Genomic DNA, 13,638 nt, shown 5'->3' with positions numbered 1-13,638 from the left:
GCTTGGGGCCTAGCGGTTCGATTGCAGCGCGTGCAGGCCCGCGAAGATGCCGCCGCGGGTCAGGAGTTCCGCGTGCCGACCCATATCCTCCACCTGTCCGCGATCCATCACGACGATGCGGTCGGCGTCGGTGATGGTGGAAAGCCGGTGCGCGATGACGAGAACGGTGCGCCCCTTCGAAAGCGTGGCGATCGCGTCCTGCACCTTGGCCTCCACCGCCGCGTCGAGCGCCGAAGTCGCCTCGTCAAGGAGCAGGATCGGCGTGTCCCGCAGGAGCGCGCGGGCGATGGCCACCCGCTGTCGCTGCCCGCCCGAAAGGTTCGACCCGCGCGGCCCGGCGGGGGAGTCGAGCCCGTTCGGCAGTCCGTCCAGGAAGTCGCTGACATGCGCCGCGTCGAGGGCGGCCTGCAGCTGCGCCTCCGTGACGTGCTTCTGTCCGAGAAGGATGTTCTCCCGCACCGTCTCGTCGAAAAGGAGCGCGTCCTGGCTCACCACGGAGAAAAGCGCGCGAAGACTTCCGACCTCGATTTCGGAAATGTCCCGCCCGCCGATCGTGACGCGTCCGCCCGACGGCTCGACGAGCCGGGTGAGGACGTTGAACACGGTGCTCTTGCCCGCCCCCGACGGCCCGACGAGGGCCGTGGTCCCCCCGGAATCCGCGATAAAGTCGAGACCGCGCAGCACCTCGGCGCTGCCGTAGGACAGGCTCACGTTCTCGAACCGGATCTCCGTGTCGGGCAATTCGGGCGGACGCGCGGCGACCTTGGGGATCGGCACGGTCGGCGGCGTGTCGAACAGCTCGAACACCCGCTCGAGGCTCGCGGCGGCGATCTGCCACGTCCCCGCGAGCGTGCCCAGCCGGCGCAGCGGCTGGAACGCCAGCGCCATCGCGGTGAAGAACGACATGAAGTCGCCCACCGTCTTGTCGCCGTCGATGATCTCCTGCCCGCCGTAGAGCAGCACGCAGAAGAAGCCGAGGCCGATGGCGATGTCGATGAAGCCCGGGATCATCGCCGAGCCGCCCGCCGCCTTGACCTTGGCGGAAACGAAGGCGTCGGTCAGCGCGGCGAACCGGCCGTTCTGATAATTCTCGAGCGCGTTCAGCTTGACCGGGGTGACGCCGTGGAAGATCTCGTCGAGCCGGGTCGTCCGGGCCGCCGAGATGTCGCGCAGCCGGGCGCTCTTGCGGCGCAGGTAGCGTTGCAGGACGAGACTCGGCAGGACGAGGAGCGGCGTGCCGACCACCGCCACGAGCGTCCAGAGCGGATCGATCACGACGGCCACCACGACGAGTGAGACGAGCGCCACCGCATCGCGTCCCGCGCCGAGGATCAGCGCCGACCAGATCCCTTGCGTCGCGTTGGCGTCGGAGGAGACGCGGGAGATCAGCGTGCCGGGCGACATCGACTGGAAGAAGCCGCTGTCGAGCGTCAGCACGTGGCGCAGCAGGTCGACCTGCATCGCCGCGCTGGTCCTGTTGGAGATCCGCGTCATCACGATCCGCTGCAGCACCCCCGTGACGGCGCGCATCAGGAACAGACCGAAGATGCCGAACCCCACCCACAGGATCGCGCTTTCGCGTCCGTCGACGAAAACAAGGTCGAACATCGGCTTCAGCATCCAGGACAGGATGCCCAGCGTGCTGCCCTCCATCACCATCAGAAGCGCCGCGAAGGCGATCATCGGGGCGTGCGGGCGCAGGTATTCGCGCCAGAGACGGGCGAACATCTGGCGGTCGGTCATCGCCCGCTCGGCCTTGGGGCGCCGTTTGATGGAACTGACCTTGGGCAAGTCCTGCGCCTTTTCCTGTTCGGCATCGTCGGGATCGCCCCGGCGTCTAGCCGCTGCGCCGGCTCCGGTCCAGCGACGGGGCGCTCAGCCGTAGCGCGCGGCGAGCCCCGACAGGACGGTGGCACGATCGGCCTCCGGAAAGCGGTCGAGGCTCTGGACACAGAAGGAGGCGTAGGCGTCCGCCCCCAGCCGCGCCATGACCTGCGCGAGCGCGGCCCCGCCCGGGCGGCCCGGGCGGACATAGCCGATGTCGCGCGGCGCCATCGTCCGGGCGCCGGCCGCGATCTCCAGATGCGCGGCGAGGCCAAGGGGCGAGACCTGTTCGGGCGAGCGGAAGCGGTGCCCCGCCTGTTGGCGCAGGACTGCGGGATCGCCGGCATAGAACCCGGCGAGCGTGGACCGGCGCATCGGCTGCGGCTGATGCTCCAGCAAGAAATACCGCCCGCGCGCCCCGGCCAGACGTGCGGCCTGCCGTTGCGCGGCGCCGAAGCCGGGACGCTCCGACCGGACGCGCCTCTTGAGCCACGCGACGGCGGGGTTCGGGAACCGGCGCCAATGGCCCTGCAGAATGGGACGGTCGCCGTCGAAGTAGTCGCGTTCGCGCATCGGGCGTCCGACGAAGATGTCGTCGTTGAGATACAGGAATCGCTCCGCGAGGTCCGGGATGCGGTGGATCATCGTCTCGATGGAGCGCGAGGAGAAGACGGGCAGCAGGTCGGCATGGACCCCGAACGCCGCCCGATGGTCGACCACGCGGATCCGGGCGGCATCGGCGGGGACCGAGCGCAGCGTATCGAGGCAGGCCGGGTGTTGCGCATCGGTCACGACGTGGATCCGACGCACGAAGGGACAGAACCGCAGAAGCGACAGGACGGCGAAGCGAAGCTCGCCCGAGCTGGCGAAGCGCGTGGTGGCGGTCGCCTCGGGGTGGGCGCCGCGAGCCTCGTACCGCGCCCGCCGCGCGCGGTGGGCCGGATCGTCGCCGTCCACCCAGGTGATGACGGCGTCGATCATTCCCGCCCCTGCCCCTGCGCCGCGGTGTCGAGCGATGCCCACCATTCCGCGTAATCCGTGTTCCACGGCGCGTGCCGCGTTCGGTCCGGTGCGCCGTCGTCCCACCAGACCGGTCCGCGTTCGCCCAGCCGTTCCTTCGCCGCCTGCACGCGGTCGCGGGCGGCGCGGGTCTCCGCCTCGTCGACTGCGTCGCGAACCGCCCGGCGCGCGTCCATCAGCGCGCGCACCGCCGCCTTGCGGTCGGGCTCGGACAGGGAGGGATCGCTGCACCGCCAGAGGCGGCCCTTGGCGACGAAATAGCGGCCGTCGGGGGTTCGGGGATAATCGGGCATGACGGATCACTAGCCCGTCACGTCATCCGGATCACCTTCGGATCGAGTGCCAGAACGTAGCCCTGCCGCGTGATGTTGCGGATCAGGAGCTGCGTCACGATCTGGTTGCCGAGCGCGTCGCGCAGCCGCTTGATCCGCGTGGCGCCCGCCGCCTCCTCGCAATCCGCTTCGGGCTTGCCGGTGATGACCGATTCGATCTGCGCGCCGGTCAGCATGTCGCCGTCGAGCCGGGCCTCGGCCAGAACGCTCAGCGTTTCCATCGCGGCGTCGGTCAGCTTCAGCTCGATGTCGTTCAGCATCACCGCGTTCTCCGCCCGCGCGAGGATCAATGACGTGACCTGGATGCCCGACCGCTCGATCTCCCCCATCCGCCGGTTCAGCGTGACGATCGCGACCAGCAGCACGACGCAGGCGATGAGAAGCGCGGTCGCGAAGACGAGAAGGACGAAGATGATGACCCGGTAGCTCGCCAGCACGTCGCTGAACGCGGTCCCGGACTGGGCCAGCACCTCCAGAAGCCGGATTTCCGCGCGCTGCGTCAGGTCGGATTCGATGAAGAGCCGCTCCACCCGGGCGTTGAAGGCGTTGCCGTCGGGCAACGTCGCGAACAGGAACACGGCCGCCGCGGCGAGGATCACCACGATGGCCGCGATGCCGAAGCCCACGATCCTGGCCGAAACGGCCCGGGTTTCAGTAACGGAGGAAGAACTCGCCGGCACGACCCTTCCTTTGTTCCAGGCCTTCGGGGCCAAAGACGGATTCGACCTCCAGAAGCTGCCAGCCGTCGCCGAGCCGGCCCCGGATCACCGAGGCGGCGGCCCCGGCCGAGCAATTGCCGTCCCCGACCTCGATCACGCCGTAATGCAGCCGGAGCGGATCGTCCTTCTTGGCCTTGTAATCGGCGTAGCATGCCGCCCCCGCCGCATCGGCGAGCGTCAGAGCGGCGACAAGAGCCAGAGGAAGAAGCGCGATCCGCATGCGATCTTGATGCGTCAGCGGGCGCTGACAGGCAATGGGAGCCGTCGGTTATTTCATGACAACGCCCTGTCATTGCCCGTCCGGCCCCCTGACGGCGAGGAGGCCGTTGCCCCGTTCCATATTCCGACCGCGAGGAGACGCGCCATGTTCCGCTGCCCGATCGCCGCCATCGTCGCGCTGGCGCTGGCCCTGTCCTTCGCTGCGCCCGCGCAGGCCGACAGGAAGGACGCGCTGCGGGTGATCGGCGGGCTCGTCGCGCTCTACGCACTGAGCGAGATCATTGAGCGGAACCGCGACGGGACGGCCCCGGACGTACCGGTCGCCCGGTCCCGGCCCGCCGAAGTCGTGCTCGGCCGGGCCGCGCCGACCGCCCCGAACCGGAGCCCCCGCCCCGTCGCGCGCATCGAGGAGGACAGGTTGCCGCCATGGGATCCGCCTTTTCCCTACGACACGATGCCCGCGCCCCGCGAAACGCGCATCCTGCCGGAGCAATGCCACGACGCGGCCCGCGTCCCGGACGGCCCCGTTGCGGGCTACGAGGCTGCCTGCATGCGGAACGCCGTGGCCCGGCCGGGCCTTCTGCCGCCGCGATGCCTCCGCCGCATCGGCACCGAAACGAACCCCAAGGCGCTCTACGCGGCACGCTGCCTCGAGGCCGAGGGCTGGACTCCCCGCACCGCACGGCGTTGACGCTCCCCCCGCGTTGACGCCACGCCGGGAGGGGGGCAGGGTCCGGCCGATGCCGACCCTGCCCCCAAATCTCGACTACGAACACGACGCCCGCCGGCGCGGCGCCCGCATCGTCGTCGGGCTGGACGAGGTCGGCCGCGGTCCCTGGGCCGGGCCCGTCGTCGCCTGCGCCGTGCATCTGATCGGACCGGCGCCCGACGGGCTCGACGACAGCAAGAAGCTGAGCGCGGCGCGGCGGGAGGCGCTCGTTCCCTTCCTCGCGGCCTGCTGCGAGATCGGCTTCGGCGAGGCCAGCGTGGAGGAGATCGACATCCTGAATATCCGTCAGGCCACTCATCTCGCCATGCGCCGCGCGGTCGCGGCCTTGCCCGCGCCGCCCTGCCATATCCTGATCGACGGCAACGACAAGCCCGGCTGGGTGGCCTGCGCGCACGACCTGATCGTTGGCGGCGACGCCCGCTCCCTTTCCGTTGCGGCAGCGTCGGTCCTCGCGAAATCGCGGCGGGATCAAGGCATGGTGGCGCTGGCGCAACAATTTCCCGGCTACGGCTGGGAGTCGAATGCCGGCTACGGCACGGCGACACACCGCGCAGGATTATTGCAGCATGGGGTGACACAACATCATCGGAGAACCTTCGCGCCGATCCGCAAGATGTTGTGCGTCGAGGCGTGACACATTTCTGCCTCAATCAGTCTGTGGAAAGTTAACGCCGCCGCCGCCATCTTCGCCTCACAACAACAAGGCGACCCCGGAAAACGAGGGCGCCGTTCGAGGCGAGAGACGATGGCAGTACAATCCCCGGAGGCGTGCGCGCTTCCGCTCGATACGATCATGTCCGGCGACTGCGTGCAGGCGATGGACTCCCTTCCCGAGAATTCGGTCGACCTGATCTTCGCGGATCCCCCCTACAACCTGCAGCTGCGCGGCGACCTCCATCGGCCGGACATGAGCCGGGTCGACGCGGTGGACGACGACTGGGACCAGTTCGAAAGCCTGAAGGCCTACGACGCCTTCACCCGGCAATGGATGCGGGCGGCTCGCCGCATCCTGAAGCCCGACGGGGCGATCTGGGTGATCGGCAGCTACCACAACATCTTCCGTGTCGGTGCCACGCTGCAGGATCAGGGGTTCTGGCTTCTCAACGACGTGGTCTGGCGCAAGACGAATCCGATGCCGAACTTCCGCGGCAAGCGCCTGACCAACGCACACGAGACGCTGATCTGGGCGTCGAAATCGGAACGGTCGAAATACACCTTCAACTACGAGGCGATGAAGGCCCTGAACGAGGGCGTGCAGATGCGCTCCGACTGGACCTTCCCGATCTGCACCGGGCACGAGCGGCTCAAGAACGCGCGCGGCGAGAAGGCGCATCCGACGCAGAAGCCCGAGGCGCTGCTGCACCGGCTTCTGGTGGCGACGACCAATCCCGGCGACGTGGTGCTGGACCCGTTCTTCGGCACCGGCACGACCGGCGCGGTCGCGACGATGCTGGGCCGGCACTTCATCGGAATCGAGCGCGAGGCGGAGTACCGACAGCTCGCCGCCGAACGCATCGCCCGCGTCCGCGTCGCCGACACGCCGGCGCTGGAGGTCACGGCATCCAAGCGCGCCGAGCCGCGCGTCCCCTTCGGCCAGCTCGTCGAGCGCGGCATGCTGCGCCCGGGCGAGGAGCTGTCATCCGGCAACGGCCGCTTTCGCGCCAGGATCCGCGTCGACGGCACGCTGAGCGGCGACGGCGTGAAGGGATCGATCCACCAGGTCGGCGCCGCCTACGAGGGCGCGCCGTCCTGCAACGGCTGGACCTACTGGCACTTCAAGCGCGAGGGGAAAATCGTCCCCATCGACACGCTGCGCCAGCAGATCCGGGCCGAGATGGTCAAGACCGGCTGAGGACGACACGAGTTACCGCCTGCGCCCGCTGTCCAATGTCCGGCGGGCGCGACTTGAACCCCTGTTCCCGCCTGTCGGGTTCAGGGGTTTCTTTTCCCTGAATCAGATCAGCCCGGCGGAACGGAACGACGTCTCGGTGTTCTTGCCGATGATCATATGGTCGTGCACGACGATGTCGAGCGCGCCGCAGGCCGCCATGATGCGCCCCGTCATCTCGATATCCTCCTCGCTCGGCGTCGGATCGCCCGAGGGATGGTTGTGGATGAGGATCAGGGCGCTCGCGCTCAGTTCCAGCGCCCGTCGCGCCACCTCGCGCGGATAGACGGGAACGTGGTCCACGGTGCCGGAGGCCTGCTCCTCGTCGGCGATCACGGTGTTCTTCCGGTCCAGGAACAGGATGCGGAACTGCTCCGTCTTCAGATGCGCCATCGTGGTGCGGCAATAGGAGATCACGTCCGACCAGGAGGACAGGACGTGGCGGTTGAGCACCTTCGCCTGCCCCATCCGGTGCGCGAAGGCCTCCGCGAGGCGAAGCTGGTAGAAGACCTTCGACGTGGCCCCCTCGATGCGGAGGATCTGCGGCTCGGTCGCGACGATGACCCCGTTCAGGTCGCCGAAGGCCGCCAGAAGGCGCTTGGCGAGCGGCTTCACGTCGATCCGCTCGATCGCGTTGAACAGGAGCAGCTCCAACAGTTCGTATTCCGGCATCGCCTTGTGGCCGCCGGCGAGGAACCGGGTCCGCAGACGCTCGCGGTGCCCCCAGTAATGCGGCCTGCGGGAGCCGTCCGGCTGCGTCACGAGGCCGCCGCCGGCGCTCTCCTCGGTCGAAAGCTTCCGGTTCGGGTAGTAGCCGGGCGTGGAAACGGGGGGCAGCTCGGGCCGGACATCGATCGGGATCGAGCGCGCCTCGAGGTCCTTCAGGCCCTGCTCGGCATCCTCCGCAAACCCCGTTCGCCGCTCCCGCGGCTTCGCCGGCGGTGGCAGAAGCCGCTCGTTGACCGCCGGAGCCGGCCTCGACGCCTGCGGCTGGCGGGTCAGCCAGCGCGCGTAGTTGGCGATACCCGCAAGGCTCAGGGGATCGGTGGATCGCTGCCGCTTCATGTCCGTCTCCGTCCGGTCATGCGGCGGGAGCTAGGCCATCAGGGTAAACGGAGCGTTAAGGACGTTTCGTCCCTCGCCCGCGGAAAGACCCCCGCGAAACGAAAAAGGGCGTCCCGAGGACGCCCTTCCTACCCTCGATCCCGATCGGATCAGTCCGACGCGGCAGCCGCGGCGAGCAGGATCAGCGCGAGGATCGGAACGATGATGCCGGTCGAGGAGGACGAGGTGTCCTCGACAATCACGACGGGCTCGGGCTCGACCGGAGCCGGCGCGATGTTGCCCGCGAACGCGGTACCGGCGGTGGCCGCGAGAACGGCGGCGAGTGCGATTTTCTTCATAGGTCATTATCCTCCAAGATACGCCATCGGTGAGGCGACAGTTGCCACACCATATGGCACCCAAGACTGTACCTCGTGACTTTCGATAAACAGTCGGACCAAGCGCTTGCAACGAAGCCGAGGACGGCGCCCCGCGCTTTCGCCCGCACCTCGTCAAATAAGCAACACTTGGGTTCCCACGTCCGTCATCGCGAAAACCTGCGCGATATGGGCATTGTAGAGCCCGATGCATCCCGAGGAGGAGCGCCGCCCGATCTTGCGGTTGTCGTGCGTGCCGTGAATCCGGTAATAGGTCCAGCCGAGATAGAGCGCATGCGTGCCCAGCGGATTCTCCGGCCCCGGGGGCACCACGGCGGGCCATTCGGGGTTGCGGCGGCGCATGTTGGGCGTCGGTCGCCAGGTCGGTCCCTCGACCTTGCGCACCACGCGGGTCCGCCCCTTGCGGGTCATCTCCTCCGATTGCGGAACGGAGGACGGATACAGGTGATAGGTCCCCGATTCCTCCCACATGTGCAGCGCCCGGCTGTCGATATCGACGAGGATGGCGCCCTTGCGGAGGTTGCTGAAATGGTCGCGCCAGTCGACGGTCCGGAAGCTCGCCGTGTTGCGCATCGTGCTGGCGCCGATCGGCTCCTCCATCTGCACGGTGTCGGGCACGGACTGGGCGCGGGCGGGGATTGCGAGGGAGGTCGCGGCGGCGGCACCGGTCGCGAGGAACGCACGGCGGTCGAATTGGCGCATGGCTGATACTCCTGACGTCGGAAGGTTGCGGGGCGTCGCCCGAGAGGTGTCCAATCCCAGAATAGGGGGACGGGCCGGCAAATCAAACGCGCGGCCACGCGCGACCCCGCCGCCGCCAAAGCGTCTAGGCATTTGCACCGCGAACCGCTCCGCTATACTCGCGAAACGAGTGCCTGATATCGCCGGAGGATTCAGATGAACCGACGCACCGCCCTGGTCCTCCTCGGATCGACCGCCCTGGCCGCCTGTTCGACGCCGCCGCCGGCGCCTGCGATCGGGCCCGACGGGCGACCGCTGCCGCCGGTCTACCGCATCTCCGGCGCCGACAAACGACGCATCCCGTTTCGCGCGCTCGACGCGGTGAACGCGCTGCGCGCGGGGGCGGACGTCGCGCCGCTGACCCTCGACTCGACGCTTTCGGCCGCGGCGGAGACCCATTCGCGCGACATGTCGTTGCAGAACCGCCCCTGGCACTTCGGCTCCGACGGATCTTCCCCCATCGACCGGGCGCAGCGGGTCGGCTTCGACGGCCGCCTGCTCGGGGAGGCGATCTCGGAGACCTACGAGACCGAGCTCGAGACCGTCGCCGCCTGGCTGGAGGAGCCGGGACCCCGCCGCGTCCTGCTGGATCCGGAGGCGCGCCGCATGGGCTTTGCCTTCTTCCAGGAGCCCAACGGCAAGATCTGGTACACGCTCAACGTCGGCACCTGACGGGCCCGCGGTCCGGTGCGCTGGACCCGTCCGTAATCGTTCGACGGCAAGATCGGGCGCGGCACGATACTTTCTGCCGCGCCCGCATGGGAAACCTTCGAAACTTTGGCCGGGGGTCGCTCCCGTCCCTGTCTCAGGCGTAGATGTCGACCGGCGTCCCGTTCCGCACCATCGCGTAGACGTGACGCATCTCCTTGTTCGTCACCGCGACGCAGCCGGCGGTCCAGTCCCTGCTGCCGCGCTTCTTCTCGCCCCAGCCGTGGATGAAGATGTCGCCGCCCGGCCGCTTTCCGAGGCTTTCGGCATAGGCCCGGTCGAAGGCGTTGGGATAGTCGATCCCGATCGACAGGTAGAAGGCGGAGTTCGGGTTGCGACGATCGATGAAGTAACGCCCCTCCGGCGTGCGGCCATCGCCCTCGAACCGCTTCGGGCCGTGCGCCGTGAAGCCGAGCTGGACCGGACAGGCCTTCAGCGCCGTCTGCCCGTTCAGCAGGTACATCTGCCGGCCCGACTTGTGGATGATGACCCGCGTGACCGCCGGGCCGTCATACGTCATGAACTTGCCACCGCACCCCGCGAGCATCGCGGCTGCACCGGCGCCGAGGGCGAGCGCGCCCCGGCGGGTAATGTTCTTCATGGCCTGTCTGCACTCTTGTCGTTGCACTGTCCCGAGCGCCTTCTAGCGCGTTTCCGCCCATCCGGGAACGCGGTTCTTGCCAATCTCAGAAATCGCGCTCGCGCCGCAACAGATCCGCCAGCCCGGCCCGGTAGTCCGGGAAGCGCAGCCGCACGCCGAGCTCGTCCTTGATCCGGTCGTTCCGGACCCGCTTCGACTCGGCGTAGAAGCTGCGCGCCATCGGCGTCATTTCGGCCTCCCCGAACACGACCTCGGGCGGCGGCGGCAGGTCGAGCAGGTCGGCCGCGTGACCGATCACGTCCTGCGGCGGCGCCGGGTCGTCGTCGCAGAGGTTGTAGACCGCGCCCGCCCGGGGACGCGCGATCGAGGCACGCAGCACCCCCGCGATGTCCTCGACATGGATGCGGCTGAAGACCTGGCCCGGCTTCACGATCCGCCGCGCCGTTCCGGCCCGCACCTTCGCGAAGGGCCCCCGGCCCGGCCCGTAGATGCCCGCGAGCCGGAAGATGTGCAGCGCCGCCCCCGTCTCGGCGGCGAATCCCTGCCACGCCGCCTCCGCCGCCACCCGCCAGCGCCCGCGTCGCGTCGTGGGGGCGAGCGGTGTCGTCTCGTCCACCCAGCCGCCGTCGTGGTCCCCGTAGACGCCCGTGGTCGAAAGGTATCCGATCCAGGCCATACGCCCGATATGGGGGGCCAGCGCGTCGCGATAGGCGTTCAGCACCGGATCGCCGTCCTCCCCCGGCCCGGCCGAGACGAGGACATGCGTCGCGCGCGCGATCTCCGCCGATAGGTCCGCGCCGAAGATCGCGGGCGTCACGCCCTCCGCGCGCAAGGCGTGCGCCTTCTCCTCCGACCGGGTCGTCCCGATCACCTCCCACCCCTCCGCGAGGAGCGACGGGGCCAGCGACCGGGCCGAATAGCCGTGCCCGAAGCTCAGGAGCACGCTCACAGCCGCGCCGCCGCCCAGCGGGCGGCCTCCGCCACGACCGGGTCGGCATCCTCGCAGAGCGCCTGCGCCGCAGGCTTCAGACGCGGGGCGCCGGAATTGCCGATCGCGTAGCAGACGTTCCGCACCATCCGGTTCCGCCCGATCCGCTTGATCGGCGAGCCGGAGAACCGCGCCCGGAACTCCGCATCGTCCAGCGCGGCGAGTTCCGCCAGCGGCGGCGCGCGGTGCGGCCCGTGATAGCGCAGGTCGGAGGCCCGGGCCGCGAACTTGTTCCACGGGCAGATCGCGAGGCAGTCGTCGCAGCCATAGATCCGGTTGCCGAGCGCCGGGCGGAACTCTTCGTCCACCGGCCCCGCATGCTCGATCGTGAGGTAGGAGATGCAGCGCCGCGCATCGAGCCGGAACGGCGCGGGAAAGGCGTCGGTCGGACAAATGTCGAGGCACCGCGTGCAGGAGCCGCAATGCTCCGCCTCCGCCGCGTCGGGGGCCAGATCCAGCGTCGTGAAGATCGCGCCCAGGAACACCCAGTTGCCGAACGCCCGCCCCAGCACGTTGGTGTGCTTGCCCTGCCAGCCGATCCCGGCAGCCTGCGCGAGCGGCTTTTCCATGACCGGCGCCGTGTCGACGAAGACCTTCACCTCCGCCCCGGCCTCGGCCACGATCCAGCGGGCCACGCGCTTCAGCGCCTTCTTGACCACGTCGTGGTAATCCCGCCCCTGCGCGTAGACGCTGACCGCGCCGTCCTCCGCGCGGTCGAGGTCGTCCAGCGGGTCGTGTTCGGGCGCGTAGGAATGGGCGAGCATCACCACGGAGCGCGCCTCGGGCCAGAGCGACGCCGGATCGCCGCGCCAGGCGACGCGCTCGCCCATCCACGACATCGTGCCGTGGTGTCCGTCCCGGAGGTACTGGCGCAGCCGCACGCCCGCATCCGGGATCGCGTCGGGCCGGCAGACCCCGCTCGCGACGAAGCCCGCCGCGCGGGCCTCCGCGTCGAGCCGCGCCCGGAAGCTCAAGGCGCCCCCGGCGCCATCAGAAATCCAGATCCGCGTAATGCTTCGCCGGCCGGAACCCGGGCACCACGTCGGCCAGGACCGACCGGAAGGCCGGGCGCGACTTGATCTTGGCGTACCAGGTCGACACCGCCTCGTTGCGGTTCCAGTCCACGTCCGACGAATAGTCGAGGCAGCTCAGATGCGCCGCCGCCGCGAAATCGGCCATCGACAGGCTCGACCCGGCGAGCCAGCGGTTCCGGTCCAGAAGCCAGCCCATGTAGTCGAGGTGGAACTTGATCGCCCGCACCCCCTGCTTGATGCTGGCGCCGTCCGGGTAGCCCGCGCGCGTCAGCTTCTTGTGGATGCGCTCGTAGACCAGCTTGGACGTCACCTCCTGATGGAACTTGTCGTCGAACCACGCCACGAGGCGCCGAACCTCGGCCCGCTCCGCCGCCCCGTCGGGCATCAGCGCCGGCTCGGGCCGCGTTTCCTCGAGATATTCGCAGATCGCGCCCGACTCGGCGAGGGTCAGCCCGTCGATCCTGAGGATCGGCACCTTGCCCGCGGGGTTGCGGCGCAGGAACTCCGAGCCCTGCTCCCAGTAGCGCTCGTCGACCAGCTCCACCTCGAGCTTCTTCTCGGCCAGCACGAGCCGGACCTTGCGGCAAAAGGGCGACAGGGCGAAATGGTAGAGCTGGATCATGGCCACGGGCATGCCCGCTCCCGCGGGCGGTTTCAATCCTCGAAGCAGGCCGCGCGGCCGTCGGCGCGTATCGTCGCCGCCCCGTCCGCGATGGACCGGGCCCGGCGGTCCACGAAGTCCGACGGGCGGGTCGGGTCGCGCCGCTTCGGCGCGGGCAGGATCGCCGCGATGAGCGACGCCTGCCGCGCCGTCAGTTCCCCCGCGCCGATCCCGAACCAGTGCCGCGCCGCCGCCTCCGCCCCGAAGACGCCCGGCCCCATCTCGGCCACGTTGAGGTAGATCTCCACGAGGCGCCGCTTGGGCCAGACCGCCTCCGCGACCGGGGTCAGCAACGCCTCCAGCGCCTTGCGCGGCCAGGACCGGCCCTGCCAGAGCACCGCGTTCTTGACCACCTGCTGGCTGATGGTGGAGGCGCCGCGATCGCCGCCCGCCGCGATCGCCCGGCGGATGGCCACGATGTCGAAGCCCCAGTGGCGACAGAAATTGGCGTCCTCCGCGGCGACCACGGCGCGCGCCATCACCGGCGCGATGTCCTCCAGATCGGTCCAGCGTCGCTCCACCCCGCCCAGCCGCGCGGATTCCGCCACGATGTAGGGCGTCGTCGGCGGGTCGATCCAGCGATAGGACAGCACCCAAAGCACGGCCAGAACCGCGAGCGCCGCCGCGACCCGCAGGGCGATGCGCAAGGCCGAACGCAGGCGTCCGGCCACGCCCGGGCCGCCCGTCGCGTCCCCCTTGCCCTTGCGTCGCGTGTTCGTCCTCGCCGCCAT

General features: G+C 69.4%; 17 protein-coding genes. 4 read left to right on the top strand and 13 right to left on the bottom strand.

Annotation, left to right across the window (positions count from 1 at the left end):
* Positions 1 to 9 precede the first annotated feature (9 nt).
* From Q1B08_RS09955 to Q1B08_RS09935, 5 genes are all read right to left on the bottom strand, one after another.
* Positions 10 to 1,743, bottom strand: a complete 1,734-nt coding sequence (locus Q1B08_RS09955; protein ID WP_299817843.1) for an ABC transporter ATP-binding protein — start codon at positions 1,741 to 1,743, stop codon at positions 10 to 12.
* 132 nt (positions 1,744 to 1,875) lie between these two features.
* Positions 1,876 to 2,805 carry a Stealth CR1 domain-containing protein gene (locus tag Q1B08_RS09950; protein WP_299817663.1) on the bottom strand — a complete coding sequence of 310 codons (930 nt, stop codon included), beginning with the start codon at positions 2,803 to 2,805 and terminating at the stop codon, positions 1,876 to 1,878.
* Positions 2,802 to 3,137, bottom strand: a complete 336-nt coding sequence (locus Q1B08_RS09945; protein ID WP_299817661.1) for a hypothetical protein — start codon at positions 3,135 to 3,137, stop codon at positions 2,802 to 2,804. The genes Q1B08_RS09950 and Q1B08_RS09945 overlap by 4 nt, the downstream gene beginning before the upstream one ends.
* Before the next feature lie 17 nt (positions 3,138 to 3,154).
* Positions 3,155 to 3,856, bottom strand: a complete 702-nt coding sequence (locus tag Q1B08_RS09940) for a hypothetical protein (RefSeq protein ID WP_299817659.1) — start codon at positions 3,854 to 3,856, stop codon at positions 3,155 to 3,157.
* Positions 3,828 to 4,115, bottom strand: a complete 288-nt coding sequence (locus Q1B08_RS09935) for a hypothetical protein (RefSeq protein WP_299817657.1) — start codon at positions 4,113 to 4,115, stop codon at positions 3,828 to 3,830. Before Q1B08_RS09935 ends, Q1B08_RS09940 begins: the two co-directional genes overlap by 29 nt.
* 144 nt (positions 4,116 to 4,259) lie before the next feature.
* Between Q1B08_RS09935 and Q1B08_RS09930 the strand changes: the two genes are divergently transcribed.
* The 3 genes from Q1B08_RS09930 (at position 4,260) to Q1B08_RS09920 (ending at position 6,696) form a co-directional block, all read left to right on the top strand.
* Entirely contained in the window at positions 4,260 to 4,805 is a 546-nt protein-coding gene (locus Q1B08_RS09930; protein WP_299817655.1) for a hypothetical protein, read from the top strand.
* Between the two features lie 49 nt (positions 4,806 to 4,854).
* A complete protein-coding gene (locus Q1B08_RS09925; RefSeq protein WP_299817653.1) occupies positions 4,855 to 5,478 on the top strand; it encodes a ribonuclease HII in 624 nt (207 codons plus the stop codon).
* Between the two features lie 111 nt (positions 5,479 to 5,589).
* Entirely contained in the window at positions 5,590 to 6,696 is a 1,107-nt protein-coding gene (locus Q1B08_RS09920) for a site-specific DNA-methyltransferase (protein WP_299817651.1), read from the top strand.
* Between the two features lie 102 nt (positions 6,697 to 6,798).
* Here Q1B08_RS09920 and radC read toward each other — a convergent pair whose 3' ends face one another.
* The 3 genes from radC to Q1B08_RS09905 form a co-directional block, all read right to left on the bottom strand.
* Positions 6,799 to 7,494, bottom strand: a complete 696-nt coding sequence (radC, locus tag Q1B08_RS09915) for a DNA repair protein RadC (protein ID WP_299817840.1) — start codon at positions 7,492 to 7,494, stop codon at positions 6,799 to 6,801.
* Positions 7,495 to 7,946: 452 nt separating this feature from the next.
* Positions 7,947 to 8,135, bottom strand: a complete 189-nt coding sequence (locus tag Q1B08_RS09910; protein ID WP_299817649.1) for a ferrochelatase — start codon at positions 8,133 to 8,135, stop codon at positions 7,947 to 7,949.
* 153 nt (positions 8,136 to 8,288) lie between these two features.
* Complete coding sequence (locus Q1B08_RS09905) at positions 8,289 to 8,876, bottom strand: L,D-transpeptidase family protein (protein ID WP_299817647.1); 588 nt, start codon at positions 8,874 to 8,876, stop codon at positions 8,289 to 8,291.
* Between the two features lie 195 nt (positions 8,877 to 9,071).
* On the opposite strand from Q1B08_RS09905, the gene Q1B08_RS09900 reads away from it, so the two are divergent.
* On the top strand, positions 9,072 to 9,587 hold the full coding sequence (locus Q1B08_RS09900) for a CAP domain-containing protein (RefSeq protein WP_299817645.1): 516 nt from the start codon (positions 9,072 to 9,074) through the stop codon (positions 9,585 to 9,587).
* A 133-nt stretch (positions 9,588 to 9,720) separates the two neighbouring features.
* On the opposite strand, the gene Q1B08_RS09895 is transcribed toward Q1B08_RS09900, so the two are convergent.
* The 5 genes from Q1B08_RS09895 to mtgA all read right to left on the bottom strand — a co-directional run bounded on the left by Q1B08_RS09895 (position 9,721) and on the right by mtgA (position 13,638).
* Positions 9,721 to 10,224: a L,D-transpeptidase family protein gene (locus tag Q1B08_RS09895; protein WP_299817644.1), complete on the bottom strand. Its 504-nt coding sequence runs from the start codon at positions 10,222 to 10,224 to the stop codon at positions 9,721 to 9,723.
* Between the two features lie 85 nt (positions 10,225 to 10,309).
* Positions 10,310 to 11,173, bottom strand: a complete 864-nt coding sequence (locus Q1B08_RS09890) for an SDR family oxidoreductase (protein WP_299817642.1) — start codon at positions 11,171 to 11,173, stop codon at positions 10,310 to 10,312.
* Entirely contained in the window at positions 11,170 to 12,186 is a 1,017-nt protein-coding gene (queG, locus tag Q1B08_RS09885) for a tRNA epoxyqueuosine(34) reductase QueG (RefSeq protein WP_299817640.1), read from the bottom strand. The genes Q1B08_RS09890 and queG overlap by 4 nt, the downstream gene beginning before the upstream one ends.
* Positions 12,187 to 12,202: 16 nt before the next feature.
* Positions 12,203 to 12,868 (bottom strand): glutathione S-transferase family protein, encoded by a 666-nt coding sequence (locus tag Q1B08_RS09880; protein WP_299817836.1) that lies wholly within the window; start codon positions 12,866 to 12,868, stop codon positions 12,203 to 12,205.
* Between the two features lie 32 nt (positions 12,869 to 12,900).
* Positions 12,901 to 13,638: a monofunctional biosynthetic peptidoglycan transglycosylase gene (gene mtgA / locus Q1B08_RS09875; RefSeq protein ID WP_299817638.1), complete on the bottom strand. Its 738-nt coding sequence runs from the start codon at positions 13,636 to 13,638 to the stop codon at positions 12,901 to 12,903.

The organism is uncultured Jannaschia sp. (assembly GCF_947494025.1).
GTDB lineage: Bacteria > Pseudomonadota > Alphaproteobacteria > Rhodobacterales > Rhodobacteraceae > Jannaschia.
This window is presented reverse-complemented; position numbering and strand designations above follow the sequence as displayed.

Excerpts from the sequence above, each read along its gene's own strand:
- Q1B08_RS09955 (WP_299817843.1), bottom strand. The coding sequence starts at position 1,743 with ATGACCGACCGCCAGATGTTCGCCCGTCTCTGGCGCGAATACCTGCGC.
- Q1B08_RS09950 (WP_299817663.1), bottom strand. The coding sequence starts at position 2,805 with ATGATCGACGCCGTCATCACCTGGGTGGACGGCGACGATCCGGCCCAC.
- Q1B08_RS09945 (WP_299817661.1), bottom strand. The coding sequence starts at position 3,137 with ATGCCCGATTATCCCCGAACCCCCGACGGCCGCTATTTCGTCGCCAAG.
- Q1B08_RS09935 (WP_299817657.1), bottom strand. The coding sequence starts at position 4,115 with ATGCGGATCGCGCTTCTTCCTCTGGCTCTTGTCGCCGCTCTGACGCTC.
- Q1B08_RS09930 (WP_299817655.1), top strand. The coding sequence starts at position 4,260 with ATGTTCCGCTGCCCGATCGCCGCCATCGTCGCGCTGGCGCTGGCCCTG.
- Q1B08_RS09925 (WP_299817653.1), top strand. The coding sequence starts at position 4,855 with ATGCCGACCCTGCCCCCAAATCTCGACTACGAACACGACGCCCGCCGG.
- Q1B08_RS09920 (WP_299817651.1), top strand. The coding sequence starts at position 5,590 with ATGGCAGTACAATCCCCGGAGGCGTGCGCGCTTCCGCTCGATACGATC.
- Q1B08_RS09910 (WP_299817649.1), bottom strand. The coding sequence starts at position 8,135 with ATGAAGAAAATCGCACTCGCCGCCGTTCTCGCGGCCACCGCCGGTACC.
- Q1B08_RS09905 (WP_299817647.1), bottom strand. The coding sequence starts at position 8,876 with ATGCGCCAATTCGACCGCCGTGCGTTCCTCGCGACCGGTGCCGCCGCC.
- Q1B08_RS09900 (WP_299817645.1), top strand. The coding sequence starts at position 9,072 with ATGAACCGACGCACCGCCCTGGTCCTCCTCGGATCGACCGCCCTGGCC.
- Q1B08_RS09895 (WP_299817644.1), bottom strand. The coding sequence starts at position 10,224 with ATGAAGAACATTACCCGCCGGGGCGCGCTCGCCCTCGGCGCCGGTGCA.
- Q1B08_RS09880 (WP_299817836.1), bottom strand. The coding sequence starts at position 12,868 with ATGATCCAGCTCTACCATTTCGCCCTGTCGCCCTTTTGCCGCAAGGTC.
- mtgA (WP_299817638.1), bottom strand. The coding sequence starts at position 13,638 with ATGGCGGCGAGGACGAACACGCGACGCAAGGGCAAGGGGGACGCGACG.